The following is an 18,677-nucleotide window of genomic DNA, read 5'->3' on the forward strand; positions in this document are numbered from 1 at the left end:
CCTGGCCTCGGGGCCGGAAATCCGGGCGGGAAATGTCGGTGGGTTCCGTTACGGTCCTGGACCGTGATCGACCTCGACGTGAAGGGCTACCTCGCCCGGCTCGGCATCACCGATCCCGAGCCGCCGAGTGCCGGGGCATTGCACCGGCTGCACACCGCACACATCGCCCGCGTGCCCTACGACTCGCTCGACATCCAGCTGGGGCGGCCCGGCGGGCTCGACCCGGCCGAGTCCGCGGCCAGGATCGTCCGAGACGGCCGCACGGGCTACTGCTTTCACCTCAACGGCGCCTTCGCCGCCCTGCTTGCCGCACTCGGCTACCAGGTGACGCGGCATCGCGGAGGCGCGCACAACCTGGGGGAAGAGCCGGGTGTGCACGGCAATCACCTCGCGCTCACCGTCACCGGGCTCGGGGACGAGGGCTGGTTCGTCGACGTGGGGCTGGGTGACGGGCTGTACGCGCCCCTGCCGCTGGTCGAGGGGAGTTACCAGCAGGGGCCCTACCGGTTCGGGCTGCGCCGTTCCCCCGTCGCGCTGGGTGGCTGGCGTTTCGAACACGACGAGAACGGCAGTTTCACGGCGATGGACTTCGCGCCCGAACCGGTCGGGATGAGCGTGTTCGCCGAAAAGCACGAGCACCTGTCGCGGTCCCCGGAGTCCCCCTTCCTCCGGACCCTCACGGTGCAGCGGCGCGATGCCGACAGCATCGATCTGGTCCGTGCACTGACACTGACCCGCGTCGAGGCGTCGGGGACGTCACGCACGGTGTTGGAGTCGCCCGGGCAGTGGTGGTCGGCGCTGACCGACGTGTTCGGCGTGTCCCCGGCCTCCTACCTGCCGGAACAGCGTGACGAGCTGTGGAGGAAGGCGGTGGACCAGCACGAAGCTCATCTCGCGCGTCGAGGCAAATAACTCCCAGTGAGAACTCGCTTGCCCACCGTTGACACCACGCTTACTTACGGGAAACACGCCGGCGGTTCCCTGAGGGGGCATCCCAGCACGAACCGGAGGCCAGCGTGGCAAGTATTTACGAGCAGATCGGCGGGCAGGAAGCCCTGATCGCCGTTGTCGACGACTTCTACGAGCGCGTGCTCGCGGATCCGGAACTGGCGGTGTTCTTCACCGGCTCAAACATGTCGCGTCTGAAGGGCAAGCAGGTCGAGTTCTTCGCGGCGGCACTGGGCGGACCGGAGCCCTACACGGGTCTGTCGATGAAGGACGTGCATCGCGGCCGGGGCATCGGCCGGCACGAGTTCGATCTGGTCGCGAAGTACCTGACGGAGTCGCTGATCGCCGCCGGGGTCCCGCAGGACCTGGTCGATGCGATCATCGGCGCGGTGGCCCCGCTGTCGAGCGAAATCGTTTCGTCGGCCGCCTGAAACCGTGAAGGGGTTCCCCGCGGCGATCCCGCCCGGGAACCCCTTCCGGCAGTGGTTTGCTCCGTCCAGCGCCGTTGCAGCGCTGTCTTGGCCTCCTTGGCCCTGGACCGGCTGGGCGCGTCAGGCCCAGAGTTGGCCGTCAAGCCGTTCCGCGGCCTCGTCCAGAGTGCCGCTGTAGGCGCCGGTGGACAGGTACTTCCAGCCCGCGTCCGCCACGACGAACGCGATATCCGCGCGCTCTCCCCTGGCCATGGCCTTTTCCGCGACGGCGAGCGCGGCATGCAGCACCGCGCCGGTGGAAATACCGGCGAAGATGCCCTCGTGCTCCAGAAGATCGCGCGTGCGGCGCAGTGCGTCGTAGGCGCCGACGGAGTAGCGGCCGTTGAGCACTTCGGGGTCGTACAGCTCGGGCACGAACCCCTCGTCGAGGTTGCGCAGCCCGTAGACCAGCTCTCCGTAGCGCGGCTCGGCCGCGATGATCTGCACGTCCGGCTTCTGCTCGTGCAGGTACCGGCCGACCCCCACCAGGGTGCCGGTGGTGCCGAGACCGCCGACGAAATGCGTGATCGTGGGGAGGTCCTTGAGCAGTTCGGGTCCGGTGGTGCGGTAGTGCGCGTCCGGGTTGGCCGGGTTGCCGTACTGGTAGAGCATCACCCACTCGGGGTTCTTCTCGGCCAGTTCCTTGGCCAGGCGCACCGCCTCGTTGGACCCGCCCGCGGCCGGCGAGAACACGATGCGGGCGCCGTAGGCCTGCAGCAGTTGCTTGCGCTCGGCGGAGGTGTTCTCCGGCATGACGCACACCAGGCCGTAGCCCTTGAGCTTCGCGGCCATGGCCAGGGAGATGCCGGTGTTACCGGAGGTGGGCTCGAGGATCGTCGAACCGCGGCGGAGCCTGCCCTCCCGCTCCGCGGCCTCGATCATCGCCAGTGCCGGGCGGTCCTTGATGGAGCCGGTGGGGTTGCGGTCCTCGAGCTTGGCCCACAGGCGCACGTCGGGCCCCGGCGACAGCCGGGGCAAACCGACCAGCGGGGTGCCGCCGAGGGTGTCCAGCAGCGATTCGTAGCGAGCCATGGAGATTCGTTGCTCAGCGCGATCCGCCGGCCACGGCGGGCAGGATCGTCACGGTGTCGCCGTCCTTGACCTCGGCGTCCAGGCCGCCCGCGAAGCGCACGTCCTCGTCGTTGACGTAGACGTTGACGAAGCGGTGCAGCTTGTCCTCCTTGACCAGGCGAGCCTTGAGACCGCCGTGCCTGGACTCGATGTCGTCGATCACCTCGAGCACCGTCTTGCCGGACGCCTCGACGGACTTCTGGCCGTCGGTGTGCGTACGCAGGATGGTCGGGATGGACACGGTCACGGCCATGGGTTACCTCCGCTTGGTTTCTGTAAGGGCAGACGCTGGGGACGGTCGCGTTATTCCGCGCCGTCGACAGTGCCGTCGACGATCTCGACGGGCTCCTCGGTGATCACGCCGTCGACGATCCGGTAGGAGCGGAACTCCTCGGTGTCGGTGTCGCGGGTGGACACGAGCACGTAGTGCGCCTCCGGCTCGGAGGCGTAGGACACGTCGGTCCGCGAGGGGTAGGCCTCGGTCGCGGTGTGGGAGTGGTAGATGACCACCGGTACCTCGCCGTTGGCGTCCATCTCGCGGTAGAGCTTGAGCAGGTCACCGGAGTCGAACTCGTAGAACGTCGGCGAGCGCGCGGCGTTGAGCATCGGGATGTGACGCTCGGGCCGGTCGGTGCCCTCGGGCCCCGCGATCACCCCGCACGCCTCGTCCGGATGGTCCCGGCGCGCGTGCGCGACGATCTCGTCAACCAGTTCACGGCGGATCCGAAGCACGAGCGATATCCTACGTGCCGGACGCCGGGTGTTCACAGAGTGAGACTCAGCACGGCGGAGCTGGGGTTCCCGTCGCGGCCGTGGCGAGCAGGTACTGCACCTGCCGCAGCCAGATCACTTCCAGGTCTTCGGGGCCACCGCCGAAAAACCAGTCGAAGCGGTGCCGGTGCCAGCGGTTCGGCTTGCGGAACAGGCTTTGCGCATGCCCCATGACCAGGAACCAGTCCCGCAGCCTGCCCGGTTCCAGCGTCACCTGCGGCTCGCCCGTCCAGCAGGCCAGCACCCGGTCGGTCGCCGCGATCAGCTCGGCACGCATCTCGGCTCCGTGGCGGGCGCGGAAATCGTTGCTTTCACGCTTGCCCGGATAGGCACCCGGAAACAGCCGATGATCCGGAAGCGACTTTCGGCCGGGTTCCAGCGCGGTGCGCAACCGGGTGACGAGCGAGCGCAGCATCAGCGCGGCGTTGTCCGACATGACCATGGTGGCGCCGCCGTCACCGGTCGGCGAGGCGTCGATGAAGTCAGCCACGGGACGTTCCGCGCACGGTCGCCCGCAGCCCGAGCAACTGCAGGCCGCGGACCGTCTCTTCCGCCTGCTCCCGGCTGGCACACCAGGTGAGCTCGGCCTCACCGGTTTCGTGGACCTCGTCCGCCAGCATCAGACCGCGTTCGGCGGGGAGGCCGTAGACCTCGCGGACCGCGTAAGCCACCCCGATGTGGGTGTTCACATCGTCGTTGTGCACCACGACCGCCCAGGACCGCTCATCTTCCACGGCGATGAGATCCCTTTTGTGCGTCCCGCCGTTACCGCTTTCCGCCGGTTACGCGGGCCACGCCTCCGGCCACACATCGCGGTAAGCGGGGACGCCGCCCGCCTGCTCCGCGTTGATCAGTCCGTGCACCATGGCGCGGGCGAAGACCCGTGCCGCGGCGGAGCAGAGCGCGTCGAGCGCGAGCGCGCGGGACCGTTCCCCGAACGGTCCCTGTCCGGCGGGCAGTTCGCGGGCCCCGGTGGCCAGTGCGAACACGGTGTCGCCGTCGAACATGGTGTGCGCGGGGCGAACCGCCCGCGCCAAACCGTCCTGACCGGCCACGGCGATGCGGCGGCATTCCGCCTTGGACAACGCGGCGTCCACCGCGACCACACCGATGGTCGTGTTCAGATCGGTGCCGGGTGCCGAAGCCTGGCCCGGCCGGTCCGGCCAGGCGATGCCGAACTCGCCGTCCACCTCGTGATCGGCCGCGTAGGGCAGGCCGGTGTCGAACCGCACCGCCTCACCGGCCGCGTTCACCACCGCGAGCGCGCCGACGGTGAACCCGTCGACCACTTCGCTCGCCGTGCCTATCCCGCCCTTGAGGGAACCGACCTGAGCACCGGCGCCGGCCCCGACGGTGCCCTGCGGTACCGGACCGGCCGCGGCCGCTTCGCAGGCCCGGTACCCGAACGAGGCGTCGGGCCGGTTTCCCCAGTCGCTGCGCGGCAGATCGAAGATCACCGCGCCCGGCACGATCGGCACCACCTGATGGGGCTCGGTCCCCACCGGCAGCCCCAGGTTGCGTTCGGACAGCCAGCGCATGACCCCGTCCGCGGCGGCCAGCCCGTAGGCGCTGCCGCCGGACAGGCAGATCGCGTGCACTCGCTGCACGAGGTTTTCCGGCTCCAGCAGGTTGGTTTCCCGGGTGCCGGGCGCGCCGCCGCGCTGGTCCACGGCGCCCGTCGCGCCCTGGGGCACCAGGACCACCGTGGTACCCGTCGCCCAGCCCGCTTCGATCCGGTGGTGGTGGCCGACGAGCACCCCCGGCACGTCGGTGATCACGCGGTGATGGCCTGGACGAGGCTCTCCTGCACCCAGGTCAGCCAGTGGTAGACACCCAGGTGCGGCGAGCGCGGATCTTCTTCGGGCAGTTCGTCGGGCATGTCCTCGGTGACGTCCAGCGCGGTCCCCAATGCCAGCCGGACGTCGTTGAGCGCGGACAGCCAGGCGTCGGCCTCCTCCAGGGTGAGCTGCACGTCGCCGCCGTCACGGGGCAGGGTCTGCATCACCACTTTGGCGACCCCGACCTTCGCGTCCACCAGTTCGGGCTCGTGCAGCGAACGCAACGCCCCGGCGGAGTCGAGATCCTCCTTGGTCGGGTTGTCCGGGTCGAGCCGGTGGTAGTCGGGCAGCAGCCGTGACAGCACCGGATCGTCCGGTGAAGCCGACGGGCCGGTGCGGATCCCGGTCAGTTCGGACAGGGGATCCTGCGGGGCCTCCTCGGCGCGGGCCTGCAGCATGTCCTCGAGCTGGCTCACCAGCCCGCGCAGCACGGCCGCCTCCTGCTGTTCGAATCCGGCGAGCAGCCGGCCGCCCTGCCGCGTCCACGTCCTCACGAAGAATGCTCCATCGTCGCCCACAGGCCGGCCGCGTGCAGCCGGGTCACGTCACCCTCGACCTTTTCCTTGCTTCCCGACGAGACGATCGCCCTGCCCTTGTGGTGGACGTCCAGCATCAGCTTCGTCGCGTGGTCGCGGGTGTACCCGAACAGCTTCTGGAAGACGTAGGTCACGTAGGACATCAGGTTGACGGGGTCGTTCCACACGACGGTCTGCCACGGTCTGTCCTCGGCACCGAGTTCGGCCCCGGTGGGATCAACCTGCGTCTGTTCGGCTAAGACAGGCGTGGTCATGGGTCCATGGTGTCACGGATCTCCGGGGCCGTGGATCGGTGGTCGGTCCGTTCGGGTGACTCGGGGTGCGCTAGGGCTACCTCATAGGCTGATCGCCATGGCTTTCCCCGAGACGCCGGGTAGCACGGCACTGCTCACCGACCACTACGAGCTCACCATGCTGGCCAGCGCCCTTTCCGATGGCACCGGCGACCGCCCGTGCGTGTTCGAGGTCTTCGCCCGCCGCCTGCCCGACGGGCGCCGTTACGGGGTCGTCGCGGGCACCGGCAGAGTGCTCGACGCGATCGCCGATTTCCGCTTCACGGACGCGGAAATCGCCCAGCTTTCCGCCACCTCTGTGGTGGACGACGGGACCCTTTCGTGGCTGGCGGACTACGAGTTCACCGGCGACGTCGAGGGTTACCCGGAGGGTGAGCTGTACTTCCCCGGCTCGCCCATCCTGACCGTGCGCGCCAGCTTCGTGGAAGCCGTCGTGCTCGAAACGCTGATCCTGTCGATCCTCAACCACGACAGTGCCATCGCCTCCGCCGCGGCGCGCATGTCGGCCGCCGCACACGGCAGGCCGATCATCGAGATGGGCAGCCGCCGCACCCACGAGTACGCGGCCGTGGCCGCGGCGCGTGCCGCCTATCTGGCCGGCTTCGCGACCACCTCCAACCTCGAGGCGGGGCGGCGGTACGGCATTCCCACGCGCGGCACCGTCGCGCACGCCTTCATGTTGCTGCACGACAGCGAAGAGGATGCTTTCCGTGCCCAGGTGGAAAAGATGGGCACGGACACCACGTTGCTCGTCGACACCTACGACATCACGGCGGGGATCGAAACGGCGGTGCGGGTGGCGGGCCCGGAACTGGGCGCGATCCGCATCGACTCCGGGGATGTCGGGGTCCTCGCCCGCAAGGCGCGGGAACAGCTCGATGCCTTGGGCGCCAAGGACACCCGGATCGTGGTGTCGGGTGATCTCGACGAGCACGCGATCGCCGCGCTGCGCGCCGAACCGGTGGACGCCTACGGCGTCGGCACCTCCGTGGTCACCGGATCCGGCGCGCCCACCGCCGGGATGGTCTACAAACTGGTCGAAGTCGACGGCAGACCGGTGGCGAAACGCAGTGAGAACAAGGCTTCCCGGGGCGGTCAGAAGGGCGCGCTGCGACGCCACAAGGCGACCGGCACCGCGATCGAGGAGGTCGTCTTCCCCACCGCGGCGCCGCCGGAGCCCGGTGCGCACGACCGCATCCTGCAGATTCCGCTGCTGAAGGCGGGACAGCCGGTGGAGAACCTGCCTACGCTGGACGATGCCCGCCGGCGGTTGCGGCGCGGCCTGGTGAGCCTGCCGTGGGAGGGACTGAAGCTGTCCCACGGCGAACCCGCGATCCCCACCGTGTTCCTCGAGGAGAAGAAGTGAGCAAGGCACTGATCGTGGTGGACGTGCAGAACGACTTCTGCGAAGGCGGTTCCCTCGCGGTGGCCGGCGGCGCGGAGACCGCGGAGAAGATCACCGGGTACCTCGCCGCAGGCGGGTACGAGTACGTGGTGGCCACGCGTGACCACCACATCGATCCCGGTGACCATTTCAGCGACGAGCCGGATTTCGTGCGGTCGTGGCCGCGCCACTGCGAGGCGGGCACGCCGGGCGCGGACTTCCACCCGGTACTGGACACCTCGGCGCTCGCCGCGGTGTTCGACAAAGGCCAGTACAGCGACGGCTACTCGGGGTTCGAAGGCACCACCGACAGTGGTGAGACGCTCGAAGCGTGGTTGCGCGCCAGGGACGTGAGCGCCGTGGACGTGGTCGGCATCGCGACCGACCACTGCGTGCGGGCGACCGCACTGGACGCCGCGCGCGCCGGTTTTTCGGTGCGGGTGTTGCTGGATCTGACCGCGGGCGTCGCCGCCGACACCGTCGAGCGGACACTGGCGGAACTGTCCGCCGCGGGTGTGGCCCTCACCGGAACCCCTCGGGTCGGCTGATGCGCGCGACGTTGAAGAAGCAGAACATCCGGTTCCGTGAGCGGCTGGCCGCGAGCAGGGTCATCACGATTCTGCGCGCCGACGACACCGACTACTTCCCGGACGTGGCGCAGGTGCTCTACGACTCGGGGATCCGCGTGATCGAGACCGCGCTGACCACCCCGGGTGCGCTGGACGCGATCTCGGTCATGCAGGTCGAACTCGGCCCGGACACCATGGTCGGCGCCGGCGCCGTCCGCACACTGTCCGATGTGGACGCTTGCGTGGCGGCGGGCGTGGATTTCCTTGCCACGCCGGTTTTTTCGCCCGAGGTGCTGGACCGGGCGCAGCAGTACGGGCTGCCAGTGGTGTGCGGGGCGCAGACCCCGACCGAGATCGAGTCCGCCTGGCGTCACGGCGCCGCGGTGGTGCAGGTGTTCCCCGTGGCGCCGCTGGGCGGGCCGGACTACATCCAGGCGGTGCGTGTGCCGCTGCCGGAGATCCCGCTGGTGCCCACCGGCGGCGTGACCCTGGCGGAGGTGGAGTCCTACCTCGGCGCGGGCGCGTTCGCGGTCGCGGCCGGTGAGCCGGTCATCGGCGACGCGATCAGCGGGGGGCGGCTGGACGAGCTGGGCAAGCGCGCCTCGCAACTGGCGGCCCTCGCGGGGAAGTTCGTCTAGACCACTGCCGCGCGGCCGTGCCGGGGTGGCGATTCCCCGTGCCCACCCCGGCACGGCAGCAGTTGCTCCGGTTCGCCCCGCCGATCTCGACGACGTCGTGCACTCTCTGGATGGCTTGCGCCGCGAGCTCGGCTGAACACGAAAACACCGGACGGGCGAGGCGCAGCCGCCCTACCCGTCCGGTGTTTCTCTTCTCCCGAGGCCCCGCTCAGCGGCCGAAGGGATCGCAGCTGGCGGTTCCGAGCACGATGTCCCCCGAGGCCGGGCCGCCCTCCGGGAACAACCGGATGTGCAGCGCGTGTGCGGTCAGGCTGCCGTCCGGCGGGGTGGGCGCGATCAACTCGTTCGCCACGATTTCGGCCACCGGCGGCGTGCCGGGGGTCCGGCCGGGAATCCTCATCGTGTAGTTCGCCGGAATCTCCTGCGGCAGGGTGATCCCGGTCACCCCGCTCAGTTCGATGCGGCCGCTGCTGCCGTCGGCCGTGGTCGAACAGGCGGCCGAGAACACCCGAACGCGGATCAAGGGACCGCCGTAGCGCTGCAGCACCGACGTTTCGAAGCGCTGCCCGGATGCCTTGACGTTGGCGGTGCCGTCGGGGTTGAGGCCGCAGGTGCTGGTCGCCGTGCCGAACCTGGTGGTCGTGCCGACCCGCACCGGATCGCTCTGCCCCGACGGCGCCGTCCCGGTTTCACAGGGCGCCGTGGGATCCACGAACGCCCGCTGCCCGTCCACCGTGATGTCGGCGGCCCCGGCCGACGCGGACCCGGCGGCCGGATCCGCGGCCGCCCAGGCCGGTGCGGGGACCACCACCAGGCACAACGCCGCACCGGCCACCGCCAGCCGACTGGCCTTCCTCATGAACCGCTCCCTTCTACGAGCGACGAAGATCCTCCTCGTCATCGGCGCCCCGCGCGCCGGTCCTGACCCGGAATCCGCCATATCACCCGGAGGAGTGAGATGCGCTGGTCGTGCGGAAGACAGAGGGTGCGGGCACGGGTGACGCCCGGCGATTTCCGACGGTGGGTGCCGGTACCGTTTGTCGGGTGCCCGCCCCTTCCGAACTTCCCGGTGTCAACGAACTCCTCAGCCACGCGGTGGAGGCGCTCGGCGGAGCCGAGCGTCCCGGCCAGGTGAAGATGGCCGAGGCGGTCGGCCGGGCGTTGCGGACCGGGGAGCACCTCGCCGTGCAGGCGGGCACCGGCACCGGGAAATCCCTCGCCTATCTGGTGCCTGCCATCCGGCACGCCATCGTCAAGGACACCACGGTGGTGGTTTCGACGGCCACCATCGCGCTCCAACGGCAGTTGGTCGACCGTGATCTGCCGCGGCTGGCGAAGGCGCTGAAGAAACCGCTCGGCCGCGAACCGACCTTCGCCATCCTCAAGGGCAGGCGCAACTACCTGTGCCTGCACCGGCTCGACTCCGGCGCCCCCGAGGAGCCGGAGGACCCGGGCCTGTTCGACCCGTTCGCGGTGTCGCGCCTGGGCAAGGAGGTCACGCGGCTGCGGGAGTGGTCTTCGGACACCGAGACCGGCGATCGCGACGAACTGGTTCCCGGGGTTTCCGAACAGGCGTGGCGGCAGGTCTCCGTCACCGCGAAGGAATGCCTCGGTGCGTCGCGCTGCCCGGTCGGCGCCGACTGCTTCGCGGAGCGGGCCCGCGCCGAGGCCGGGCGCGCGGACGTGGTGGTCACCAACCACGCACTGCTGGCGATCGACGCGATGCAGGGCTACCAGGTACTCCCCGAGCACGATCTGGTGATCGTCGACGAGGCGCACGAACTGGTCGACCGGGTCACCTCGGTGGCCACCGGCGAACTGACCGCGTCCATGGTGGCGATCGCCGTCCGCCGGTGCGGCAAGCTGATCGATGCCGACACCGCCGACCGGTTGCAGGAGGCGAGCGAAGGCCTGGCGCTCATCGTCGAAGACCTTCCGCCCGGCAGGCTCGATGCGCTGCCCAAGGCGCTGGGCGGGGCGGTCACGGCGGTCCGCGACGCGGCGCACGCCTGTCTGACCGCGCTCGGCTCGGACCGCAAGGAGGACCTCGACGAGGCCACCGCCCGCAGACTCGCCCGTTCCCAGGTGGAGGAGGTGCACGACACGGCGACACGGCTGCTCGAGGCGTTCGACGAAGACACCGCGCACCAGCGCGATGTGGTGTGGTTGTCGGCCGACCGCTACGGCATGAGCAACCGGCCCCCCGCTCTGCACGTGGCGCCCCTGTCGGTGGCGGGTCTGCTGCGTGAACGCCTGTTCGGCACGACCACCACGGTGCTCACTTCGGCCACGCTGACCCTCGGCGGCGCGTTCGACACGCTGGCCCGCCAGTGGGGGTTGCCGCCGTCGGTCGAGGCCACCCAGAAGGCCGCCGAAAAGACCGCTGGGACGGCGCAGGCCGCACCGGCCGGGGACGCTGGCACCGCCACGGAGAAACCGCCGCCGACCGACCACGAAGACATCCGGTGGACCGGGCTGGACGTCGGGTCGCCCTTCGACCACCGGCGCAACGGCATCCTCTACATCGCCAAACACCTGCCCGCTCCCGGCCGGGACGGCCTACAACCGTCTACTTTGGACGAGATCGCGGAGCTGATCGACGCGGCGGGCGGACGCACGCTCGGCCTGTTCTCCTCGATGCGGGCGGCCAAGCAGGCCACGGAGGAGCTGCGCGAGAAGATCGGCTACCAGATCCTGTGCCAGGGCGACGACAGCACGTCCCTGCTGGTGCAGAAATTCGCCGACGACCCGCGAACCTGCTTGTTCGGCACGCTCTCGCTGTGGCAGGGGGTTGACGTGCCGGGCCCTTCCCTGCAACTGGTGATCGTGGACCGCATCCCGTTCCCCCGCCCCGACGACCCCGTGCTGTCCGCGCGCCAGCGCGCCGTCGAAGCCCGGGGCGGCAACGGATTCCTCACCGTGGCCGCCACCCACGCCGCGCTGCTGCTTGCGCAGGGCACGGGGCGCCTGCACCGGTCGGTGGGCGACCGCGGCGTGGTCGCGGTGCTCGACTCGCGCCTGGCCACCGCCCGGTACGGGGGCTTCCTGCGGGCCTCGCTGCCGCCCTTGTGGCCCACCACGGATCCGGAGACGGCGCGCGGGGCGCTGCGCCGGCTCGACGCGGCAGCCCCGGTCTGATGCGACAGGGCGCGGACGCTACCGTGAACGGAACGTAAGGACGAAGGAGCACTGTGTCCCAGGACCCGCGTCACGCGCAATCGCGTTCGGTCAGCGTCGACGACATCGGGGTGCGCCGCCAGCTCGCCGACGGCAGCGAGGAGTCGGTCACCTGGGAGGAGTTGTCCGCCGTCGTGATCAGAGTGATCCCCGAAGGCCCGTGGAAAGAGGACGTGTTCCTCATGCTCGCCGGCGCGAACGGCAACGGCACCGCCGTGCCCAGCGGTGACCCGGCCGCCGACGCGTTGATCGAACGGTTGCAGAGCCTGCCGGGGTTCGACAACGAGAAGTTCGTCGAGGCGATGACCACCGATGCCGACGAGGCGTACGTGGTGTGGAAGGCGGAGGACGCCTCCTCGAACTAGAGGCTGTTCATGGAGCAAGGGATGTTTACTACGGTTCGGGCCGTAGTAAACATCCCTTGCTCCGGTTTCGAGAGGTGTCAGCGCGGCCCGCGCGGGGCCGCCCGGCTCACTCGGCTGGGAACTCGTCGTACACGGGAATGCCCTTCTTCAGGGTCCGGCTGACCGTGCACAGGCGATCGATCGCGCGGTTGACGGCGGTGGCGAGCGCGGCTCGTTCGTCACCGTCCAGTGCGGACAAGTCGACATCGAACCGGATGTGCAGGGCGTCGAGTTCCGAGGCACCCTCCCGGCGGTCCGCCTCCACCGCCACCGAAAACCGGGAATTATCGCCGGGGCGGCGCGTGATCAGCTGTTCCGCCGTCACGGCCGAACAGCCGGCCGTCGCGATCTCGAGCAGTTCGGCCGGGGAGAAAGCGCCCTCGGCTCCCTTGCGCCCGATCCGGACCTCGGCCCCCCGCTCGTTGCGCCCGAGAAATTCGTGCTCACCCACGCGCTGAACCTCAAGTCCCACAACCACTCCCTCCGCCGGAATCCACCCGGCTCAACCCCGTCCGGGCTCTTCCTGTTCCCCACGGGGAAAATCCCAGGAGCCGGGACGGCGGATTCACCAGATCAGCGCCATTGGGCCAGGACGGTGACCGTGCCGGGCGCGACCTCCGTGAAACCGGCGTCGCGAACCGCGATGACCTGGCGAGAGCGCCAGGCGCCCGCCGGGTCGTCACCGGGGTGCAGTTGCTTCCACTGCGCCACGGTCGGCGTCCGCACCGCGCACGCGTACCCACGCGCCTTCCAGGCGTCGAGCTGGGCCGGGGTCAGGAGGGAGGCCAGGATCATCGTGGCGTGGCCGACCTGAGCGGCCGCCTTGCCCACCGTCATCGCGACCTCGGGGTTGAGCAGCACCAGCGGCACATCCTCCGGTGCCTCGCCGGGCTCGTCCGGGAGCAGATCGCTGCCCGAGATCTGGAGCCTGCCGATCTCCTTGGGCACGTCCACCACACGGCCCGGCACGAGTGCCCGCACTTCGGCGCCGCCGACGGTCACTGTGACGCCCGGAAACGCCTGTGCCGCCTGCCAGTGCGCCCCGCGAGCCCGGCGGGCGACCTTGCGGATGTGACCGGTGATCCAGGCGTGCAGCGCGTCGTGCCATTCCCCGCCGGGCTGTGCGCGCTCGTCGAGACAGACGGCCACCGCGGCGGCCGCGGCGGCCTCCAGCAGCGGCGTCCGGCCGGGCGGGTCCGCCTTCTCCATGCGCAGGATGACCGGCATGGCCCGGACCTCGTCGGGGGTCGCCTCCGGCAGCGCGGTTTCCTCGGCGGGCAGCCCCAGCCAGTACGCGTAGCGGGCCGCCAGTGGTTCCAGTGTGCTCACGGCCGGTTGAGTTCGAGGCCGTCGGCCGCGTCGGCCGCCTCGACCTCGGCGCGTGTGACACCGAGGACGAACAGCACGGCGTCCAGGTACGGGTGGGACAGGGCGGTGTCGGCGACTTCGCGCAGCGCGGGCTTCGCGTTGAACGCGATGCCCATGCCTGCCGCTCGGAGCATGTCGATGTCGTTGGCACCGTCACCGACCGCGACACACTGGTCGAGCGGGATGGCGTAGCGCTCCGCGAACCGCCGCAGTGCGATCGCCTTGCCCTCACGGTCGATGATGTCGCCGGCGACACGCCCGGTGAGCTTGCCGTCGACCACTTCCAACTCGTTCGCGGCGGCGAAGTCGAGGCCGAGGTCGTCGACGATGCGCTGGATGATCCGCTTGAAGCCGCCGGACACCACACCGCACCGGAAGCCGAGCCGCTTCAACGTGCGCACGGTGGTCCGGGCGCCGGGGGTGAGGACGATGGATTCGGCCACCTCGTCCAGCACGGACTCCGGCAGACCGGCCAGCAGACCCACCCGGCGTTCGAGGGACTCGGTGAAGTTGAGTTCCCCGCGCATCGCGGCGTCGGTGATCTCGCGGACCTTGGGCTCGACCCCAGCGTGCGCGGCGAGCATCTCGATGACCTCACCCTGCACCAGGGTGGAGTCGACGTCGAACACGATGAGCCGCTTGGCGCGCCGCGCGAGGCCCTCCTGCTCCACCGCGATGTCCAGACCGCCACTGGAGGCCTCGTCGGCGAGGGCCGAGCGCAGTTCGGCGTCGGCCTGTTCGGTGTCTTCCGGGACGGTCAGGTGGATTTCCAGTCCGGTGACCGGATAGTCGGCGATCCGGCGGATCGTGTCGATGTTGGCGCCGAGAGCGGCGATGCGGCGTGCGACGTCGGTGAACGCGCGCGCGGTCAGCGGGCGGCCCAGGACCACCGCGACGTGGGTGGAACCCGGCCGGGCCGGGGCGAACGGGTCCTCGCCGATGGCGTCACCGATCTTGACCTCGACACGCATCGCGACCGTGGCCATGGCCTGTTCGACGGCTTCCTGCAGTCCTTCGGGATCGTGCCCGACCCCGACCAGGACGCCCAGCACGAGCTGTCCCCGGATCACCACCTGCTCGACGTCGAGCAACTCGACACCGTGCCGGGTCAGCGCGGCGAACAGGACCGAGGAGACGCCAGGCTTGTCCGGGCCGGTAGTCGTGATCAGGACAGGCGTCAGCTCACTCACTGTTCTTTTCCTCTGTTGAACGATCGAGGCCCGGCCGGGCACCGGCGCGGGGATACGCGCACCGGTGCGCGGCCGGGCCTTTCCGATCACTGTTCGCTCGCGTTGTCCTTGTCGTGGGCGCCGGGGATGGCCGCCTCGGTGAGGACCTGGGACGGGGCACCGCCTTCGACCCGCGGCTTACCGGTGAAGCTGATCTCGCCCTCGCGGTGCAGCCGCTCGATCATGTGCGGGTAGTGCAGTTCGAACGCGGGCCGCTCGGACCGGATGCGGGGCAGCTCGGTGAAGTTGTGCCGCGGCGGCGGGCACGAGGTGGCCCACTCCAGCGAGTTGCCGTAGCCCCACGGGTCGTCCACCGTCACGACTTCGCCGTAGCGGTAGCTCTTGAACACGTTGTAGATGAACGGCAGGGTCGACGCGCCCAGAATGTAGGCACCGATCGTCGAAACCATGTTCAGCGAGGTGAACCCGTCGGTGGGCAGGTAGTCGGCGTAGCGGCGCGGCATGCCCTCCGCACCCAGCCAGTGCTGCACCAGGAAGGTGGTGTGGAACCCGATGAAGGTGGTCCAGAAGTGCAGCTTGCCGAGCTTCTCGTCGAGCATGCGGCCGGTGATCTTCGGGAACCAGAAGTAGATCCCGGCGAAGGTCGCGAAAACGATCGTGCCGTAGAGCACGTAGTGGAAGTGCGCCACCACGAAGTAGCTGTCCGACACGTGGAAGTCCAGCGCGGGCGCGGCCAGCAGGATGCCGGTCAAGCCACCGAAGAGGAAGGTGACCAGGAAGCCGATCGAGAAGATCATCGGCGTTTCGAAGGTCAGGTGCCCCTTCCACATGGTGCCGATCCAGTTGAAGAACTTGACGCCGGTCGGCACCGCGATCAGGAAGGTCATGAAGGAGAAGAACGGCAGCAGCACCGCGCCCGTGGCGTACATGTGGTGCGCCCACACCGCGACCGACAGCGCCGCGATGCTCAGCGTCGCCCAGACCAGGCCCTTGTAACCGAACACCGGCTTGCGCGAGAACACCGGGATGATCTCGGAGACGATGCCGAAGAACGGCAGCGCGACGATGTAGACCTCGGGGTGGCCGAAGAACCAGAACAGGTGCTGCCAGAGGATCACGCCGCCGTTGGCGGCGTCGAACACGTGGGCACCGATGCGGCGGTCGGCCAGCAGGCCCAGCAGCGCGGCGGTCAGGATCGGGAACGCGATCAGTACCAGCAGGCTGGTGATCAGGATGTTCCAGGTGAAGATCGGCATCCGGTACATGGTCAGACCGGGGGCGCGCAGGCAGACGATCGTGGTGATCATGTTGACCGAGCCGAGGATCGTGCCGAGACCGGAGATGGCCAGGCCGGCGATCCACAGGTCGGCGCCGACACCGGGCGAGTGGATCGCGTCCGACAGCGGCGTGTAGGCGAACCAGCCGAAGTCGGCGGCGCCACCCGGCGTGAGGAAGCCGGACACGGCGACGGTGCTGCCGAAGAGGTACAGCCAGTAGGAGAAGGCGTTGAGCCGCGGGAACGCCACGTCCGGCGAACCGATCTGCAGCGGCATGATGAAGTTCGCGAAACCGAAGACGATCGGCGTCGCGTACATCAGCAGCATGATCGTGCCGTGCATGGTGAACAGCTGGTTGTACTGCTCCTGCGAAAGGAACTGCTGTCCCGGACGAGCCAGTTCGGTACGGATCAGCATCGCCATCGCGCCGCCGATCATGAAGAACGCGAACGACGTGACCAGGTACATGATGCCGATCTGCTTGTGGTCCGTCGTGCGGAACAACCGCAGCAGGAACGAACCCTTGGCCGCCTCTCGCGCCGGATAGGGACGCGTGACGATCGGCTGCGGGGCTACGGTTGTCACTCCTGCCTCCAAGACTTCAAACCTCGGTGTCGGGTCAACGGCCGCCTGGGCAGCCGCTCGGATCGTATCCCCCAGGGCCGACAAGGGTACGCACCGGCCGGGAAGATCACGGCCTTTCCGGAATTTTCTCACCCCGGCACGGCGTGAGACGGGCGTGGCGGGGCGCGCTCGCCGCTTGTCCGCCGACCGTTCGCCGGCACCCGCTTTCCCATCGAAGCCGCTGGTGGGGCAGGTTCCCGGCGGGAACGGGAGTGCCCGCGCGCCGCGGTCCGCGCGGCCCACTCCGGTGGGGCGGACGGGCCCGGCCGGCCCTGTCCCGGATTGGGACGCACCGGGCATAGCGGCCCCGCCAAAAACGCAGGTCCGCACCTTTCGCGGTGGACTCACGGCCGCGCTGTGGCGTTTCCCACGTCATATTCGGAACCCATCGCTTTTCCCCAGTGTCACAGGAAGCGAGTGTGCGCTTACCGGACGGGGGCGCCGTTCATTTCCGGGTCAGGTGGCGGTCCCACCAAGTCAGGATCGCGCGGGCGAGGCCCTCGGGGTCTTCGAGCGGGGTGAGGTGCCCGGCGCCGGGCAGGGTCACCAGTTCCGCGCCGGGCACGGCGTCCGCCATGGCGCGGGCGGCCTCGGGCGGGGTGAGGGTGTCGTACTCGCCGACCACGACGAGGGCAGGCACCCGTGCGGCGGCCAGCACGTCGAGGGAATCGGGCCGCGCGGCCATGGCGCGGGCCGCCCAGGCGACCCCGGAGGGCGGCTGCGCGTCCATGAGCTCGCGCAGGGCCTGCACGGTTTCCGGACGTTCGGTGCGAGTCCGTTCCGCCAGCACGTTCGGCAGCATCGACTCCGCGAGCCAGCCCGCGACGCCCTCCGCCTGGGCGCGTTCCGCGACGCGGGCACGGTTCTCGGCCGCTTCGGGGGTGTCCGCGCTCGCCTTGGTGTCGATCAGTACGAGACCGCCGACGCGTTCCGGCGCCAGCCTCAGCACCGCCATGGCGAGGTAGCCGCCCATCGAGCAGCCGCCCAGTACCGCGCGTTCGAGTCCGAGCTTGTCGAGCAGCGCGACCACGTCGCGGGCCGCGTCGTCCAGGCTGGGGGCGCGTTCGGTCTCCGGCAGCGGCGTGCGGCCGAGGCCGCGCTGGTCGGGGGTGATGAGCCGGAGCCGGGCGGCCAGCGGCGCCCGTACCGGGTCCCACATGCGGGCGTCGACGGGGAAGGCGTGCAACAGGATCAGCGGGAGCTCGGCCATGTCCCGCATTCTGTCGGACCCTCGCGCTAGTTTCGCGCCGTGACCGTCGAGTTCCCCGAGATCCGCACCGGCAGGCTGACGCTGCGCCGGTTGACCGAAGACGACCGGGAGACGGTCGTGGAGATCCAGACCGATCCGCGGACCAACCGGCACAATCCCACGCCGCCGGACCGGGTGGAGAGCCTGGCCAAGTTCGACTCGTGGCTGGCGGACTGGGCCGAGCTGGGGTTCTGCTACGTCGCGGTGGTCGAGACGGCGACCGGATCCTTCGCCGGGGTCGGCGGACTCCAGCTGCGGCAGTTCGACGGTGAGGAGATCCTCAACCTCTACTACCGCTTCCGGCCGGAGTTCTGGGGCAGGGGGTACGCCACGGAGATGGCCTCGGCGGTGATCGCCTGGGCCGACCGCACCGTCCCGCGGTACCCGGTCCAGATCAGCGTGTCCCTTTCCAACACCCCGTCGCTCCGGGTCGCCGGACGCCTGGGTTTCCAGCCCTACCGGGACAGCGTCCACGACGGGGTGCCCAGCAGGCATTTCCGCCGCGGCCCCGCCTGAAGCGGGTCAGCGCCGCCGGGTGGGCCGGCGCCGGGCGCGGGCCTGCCAGCACGCGCCGTGCCAGTGGCGGCGGTCGGCCACGGATCCGGCCTCGTCGGCGGGCCAGGCCACCACGTGCGGGACGCCGGCGCCGATCTCGTGGTCGCATCCGGGACAGCGGTACACCTTCACCGCCTGGGCTCCGGGGACGGTGCGGACGAGCCATTCCCCGTCCGGCGCGGATTCCGCGCGCGCCCAGCCGGTGGCCGCCCGCGGTTCGGGGCGGCCACGGTGTCCTCGGTTGCGGCGCGGCATGCCTTCAACGCTATCGCGCGCGCCGGAAGGTGAGCGCCACGGCGAACGTGATGCCGGCGA

23 protein-coding genes are annotated in these 18,677 nt (G+C 69.9%); 8 read left to right on the forward strand and 15 right to left on the reverse strand.

What is annotated here, in order from left to right; translation table 11 throughout:
* Positions 1-63 precede the first annotated feature (63 nt).
* Both ORV05_RS26080 and ORV05_RS26085 read left to right on the forward strand, forming a co-directional pair.
* Positions 64-912 (forward strand): arylamine N-acetyltransferase family protein, encoded by an 849-nt coding sequence (locus ORV05_RS26080; RefSeq protein WP_268754644.1) that lies wholly within the window; start codon positions 64-66, stop codon positions 910-912.
* 104 nt (positions 913-1,016) lie between these two features.
* Positions 1,017-1,379 (forward strand): group I truncated hemoglobin, encoded by a 363-nt coding sequence (locus ORV05_RS26085; RefSeq protein ID WP_268754645.1) that lies wholly within the window; start codon positions 1,017-1,019, stop codon positions 1,377-1,379.
* Positions 1,380-1,499: 120 nt separating this feature from the next.
* Here ORV05_RS26085 and ORV05_RS26090 read toward each other — a convergent pair whose 3' ends face one another.
* The 8 genes from ORV05_RS26090 to clpS are packed head-to-tail and all read right to left on the reverse strand — an operon-like array spanning position 1,500 to position 5,888.
* Positions 1,500-2,450, reverse strand: coding sequence for a PLP-dependent cysteine synthase family protein (locus ORV05_RS26090; RefSeq protein ID WP_268754646.1), 951 nt, complete (start codon positions 2,448-2,450; stop codon positions 1,500-1,502).
* Positions 2,451-2,463: 13 nt separating this feature from the next.
* Positions 2,464-2,742: a MoaD/ThiS family protein gene (locus ORV05_RS26095; protein ID WP_144584705.1), complete on the reverse strand. Its 279-nt coding sequence runs from the start codon at positions 2,740-2,742 to the stop codon at positions 2,464-2,466.
* Between the two features lie 50 nt (positions 2,743-2,792).
* Positions 2,793-3,221 (reverse strand): M67 family metallopeptidase, encoded by a 429-nt coding sequence (locus ORV05_RS26100; protein ID WP_268754647.1) that lies wholly within the window; start codon positions 3,219-3,221, stop codon positions 2,793-2,795.
* Between the two features lie 46 nt (positions 3,222-3,267).
* On the reverse strand, positions 3,268-3,750 hold the full coding sequence (locus ORV05_RS26105) for a DUF2017 family protein (protein ID WP_268754648.1): 483 nt from the start codon (positions 3,748-3,750) through the stop codon (positions 3,268-3,270).
* Entirely contained in the window at positions 3,743-3,994 is a 252-nt protein-coding gene (locus ORV05_RS26110; protein WP_268754649.1) for an ATP-dependent Clp protease adaptor ClpS, read from the reverse strand. The genes ORV05_RS26105 and ORV05_RS26110 overlap by 8 nt, the downstream gene beginning before the upstream one ends.
* Positions 3,995-4,042: 48 nt before the next feature.
* Positions 4,043-5,038, reverse strand: coding sequence for a P1 family peptidase (locus ORV05_RS26115; RefSeq protein WP_268754650.1), 996 nt, complete (start codon positions 5,036-5,038; stop codon positions 4,043-4,045).
* A complete protein-coding gene (locus ORV05_RS26120) occupies positions 5,035-5,592 on the reverse strand; it encodes a DUF2017 domain-containing protein (protein WP_268754651.1) in 558 nt (185 codons plus the stop codon). Before ORV05_RS26120 ends, ORV05_RS26115 begins: the two co-directional genes overlap by 4 nt.
* On the reverse strand, positions 5,589-5,888 hold the full coding sequence (gene clpS, locus ORV05_RS26125) for an ATP-dependent Clp protease adapter ClpS (protein WP_268754652.1): 300 nt from the start codon (positions 5,886-5,888) through the stop codon (positions 5,589-5,591). Before clpS ends, ORV05_RS26120 begins: the two co-directional genes overlap by 4 nt.
* A 97-nt stretch (positions 5,889-5,985) precedes the next feature.
* Here clpS and ORV05_RS26130 point away from each other — a divergent pair, with 97 nt between their 5' ends.
* From ORV05_RS26130 to ORV05_RS26140, 3 genes are read left to right on the forward strand one after another with little or no spacing between them, the layout of a single operon-like run.
* Positions 5,986-7,293: a nicotinate phosphoribosyltransferase gene (locus ORV05_RS26130; RefSeq protein ID WP_268754653.1), complete on the forward strand. Its 1,308-nt coding sequence runs from the start codon at positions 5,986-5,988 to the stop codon at positions 7,291-7,293.
* A complete protein-coding gene (locus ORV05_RS26135) occupies positions 7,290-7,859 on the forward strand; it encodes a nicotinamidase (protein WP_268754654.1) in 570 nt (189 codons plus the stop codon). Before ORV05_RS26130 ends, ORV05_RS26135 begins: the two co-directional genes overlap by 4 nt.
* Positions 7,859-8,518, forward strand: a complete 660-nt coding sequence (locus ORV05_RS26140) for a bifunctional 4-hydroxy-2-oxoglutarate aldolase/2-dehydro-3-deoxy-phosphogluconate aldolase (protein WP_268754655.1) — start codon at positions 7,859-7,861, stop codon at positions 8,516-8,518. Before ORV05_RS26135 ends, ORV05_RS26140 begins: the two co-directional genes overlap by 1 nt.
* A gap of 208 nt (positions 8,519-8,726) precedes the next feature.
* Here the strand turns inward: ORV05_RS26140 and ORV05_RS26145 are convergent, their stop codons facing one another.
* Positions 8,727-9,377, reverse strand: a complete 651-nt coding sequence (locus ORV05_RS26145) for a hypothetical protein (RefSeq protein WP_268754656.1) — start codon at positions 9,375-9,377, stop codon at positions 8,727-8,729.
* A 185-nt stretch (positions 9,378-9,562) separates the two neighbouring features.
* Between ORV05_RS26145 and ORV05_RS26150 the strand changes: the two genes are divergently transcribed.
* Both ORV05_RS26150 and ORV05_RS26155 read left to right on the forward strand, forming a co-directional pair.
* The gene (locus ORV05_RS26150) at positions 9,563-11,656 is read left to right on the forward strand and encodes an ATP-dependent DNA helicase (protein WP_268754657.1); all 2,094 of its coding nucleotides are present in this window, start codon (positions 9,563-9,565) and stop codon (positions 11,654-11,656) included.
* 53 nt (positions 11,657-11,709) lie between these two features.
* Positions 11,710-12,060 (forward strand): hypothetical protein, encoded by a 351-nt coding sequence (locus ORV05_RS26155; protein ID WP_144591695.1) that lies wholly within the window; start codon positions 11,710-11,712, stop codon positions 12,058-12,060.
* 106 nt (positions 12,061-12,166) lie between these two features.
* Here the strand turns inward: ORV05_RS26155 and ORV05_RS26160 are convergent, their stop codons facing one another.
* The 5 genes from ORV05_RS26160 to ORV05_RS26180 form a co-directional block, all read right to left on the reverse strand.
* On the reverse strand, positions 12,167-12,571 hold the full coding sequence (locus ORV05_RS26160; RefSeq protein ID WP_268754658.1) for an OsmC family protein: 405 nt from the start codon (positions 12,569-12,571) through the stop codon (positions 12,167-12,169).
* A gap of 101 nt (positions 12,572-12,672) precedes the next feature.
* Positions 12,673-13,428: a peptidyl-tRNA hydrolase gene (locus tag ORV05_RS26165; RefSeq protein ID WP_268754659.1), complete on the reverse strand. Its 756-nt coding sequence runs from the start codon at positions 13,426-13,428 to the stop codon at positions 12,673-12,675.
* Positions 13,425-14,648 carry a phosphoserine phosphatase SerB gene (serB, locus tag ORV05_RS26170; protein ID WP_268759900.1) on the reverse strand — a complete coding sequence of 408 codons (1,224 nt, stop codon included), beginning with the start codon at positions 14,646-14,648 and terminating at the stop codon, positions 13,425-13,427. Before serB ends, ORV05_RS26165 begins: the two co-directional genes overlap by 4 nt.
* Before the next feature lie 95 nt (positions 14,649-14,743).
* Positions 14,744-16,519: an aa3-type cytochrome oxidase subunit I gene (ctaD, locus tag ORV05_RS26175; RefSeq protein WP_268754660.1), complete on the reverse strand. Its 1,776-nt coding sequence runs from the start codon at positions 16,517-16,519 to the stop codon at positions 14,744-14,746.
* A gap of 484 nt (positions 16,520-17,003) precedes the next feature.
* Positions 17,004-17,768 carry an alpha/beta fold hydrolase gene (locus ORV05_RS26180; protein ID WP_268754661.1) on the reverse strand — a complete coding sequence of 255 codons (765 nt, stop codon included), beginning with the start codon at positions 17,766-17,768 and terminating at the stop codon, positions 17,004-17,006.
* Between the two features lie 39 nt (positions 17,769-17,807).
* Here ORV05_RS26180 and ORV05_RS26185 point away from each other — a divergent pair, with 39 nt between their 5' ends.
* Positions 17,808-18,323, forward strand: a complete 516-nt coding sequence (locus ORV05_RS26185) for a GNAT family N-acetyltransferase (RefSeq protein ID WP_268754662.1) — start codon at positions 17,808-17,810, stop codon at positions 18,321-18,323.
* A gap of 6 nt (positions 18,324-18,329) precedes the next feature.
* On the opposite strand, the gene ORV05_RS26190 is transcribed toward ORV05_RS26185, so the two are convergent.
* Positions 18,330-18,617: a hypothetical protein gene (locus tag ORV05_RS26190; RefSeq protein ID WP_268754663.1), complete on the reverse strand. Its 288-nt coding sequence runs from the start codon at positions 18,615-18,617 to the stop codon at positions 18,330-18,332.
* Positions 18,618-18,677: the final 60 nt, after the last annotated feature.

The organism is Amycolatopsis cynarae, assembly GCF_026802195.1.
Classification (GTDB): Bacteria; Actinomycetota; Actinomycetes; order Mycobacteriales; family Pseudonocardiaceae; genus Amycolatopsis_E; species Amycolatopsis_E rhizosphaerae.

What these genes read in the sequence shown, in the direction of transcription:
- ORV05_RS26130 (WP_268754653.1), top strand. Translation starts at nt 5,986, where the DNA reads ATGGCTTTCCCCGAGACGCCGGGTAGCACGGCACTGCTCACCGACCAC.
- ORV05_RS26140 (WP_268754655.1), top strand. Translation starts at nt 7,859, where the DNA reads ATGCGCGCGACGTTGAAGAAGCAGAACATCCGGTTCCGTGAGCGGCTG.
- ORV05_RS26090 (WP_268754646.1), bottom strand. Translation starts at nt 2,450, where the DNA reads ATGGCTCGCTACGAATCGCTGCTGGACACCCTCGGCGGCACCCCGCTG.
- ORV05_RS26190 (WP_268754663.1), bottom strand. Translation starts at nt 18,617, where the DNA reads ATGCCGCGCCGCAACCGAGGACACCGTGGCCGCCCCGAACCGCGGGCG.
- ORV05_RS26095 (WP_144584705.1), bottom strand. Translation starts at nt 2,742, where the DNA reads ATGGCCGTGACCGTGTCCATCCCGACCATCCTGCGTACGCACACCGAC.
- ORV05_RS26180 (WP_268754661.1), bottom strand. Translation starts at nt 17,768, where the DNA reads ATGGCCGAGCTCCCGCTGATCCTGTTGCACGCCTTCCCCGTCGACGCC.
- ORV05_RS26145 (WP_268754656.1), bottom strand. Translation starts at nt 9,377, where the DNA reads ATGAGGAAGGCCAGTCGGCTGGCGGTGGCCGGTGCGGCGTTGTGCCTG.
- clpS (WP_268754652.1), bottom strand. Translation starts at nt 5,888, where the DNA reads ATGACCACGCCTGTCTTAGCCGAACAGACGCAGGTTGATCCCACCGGG.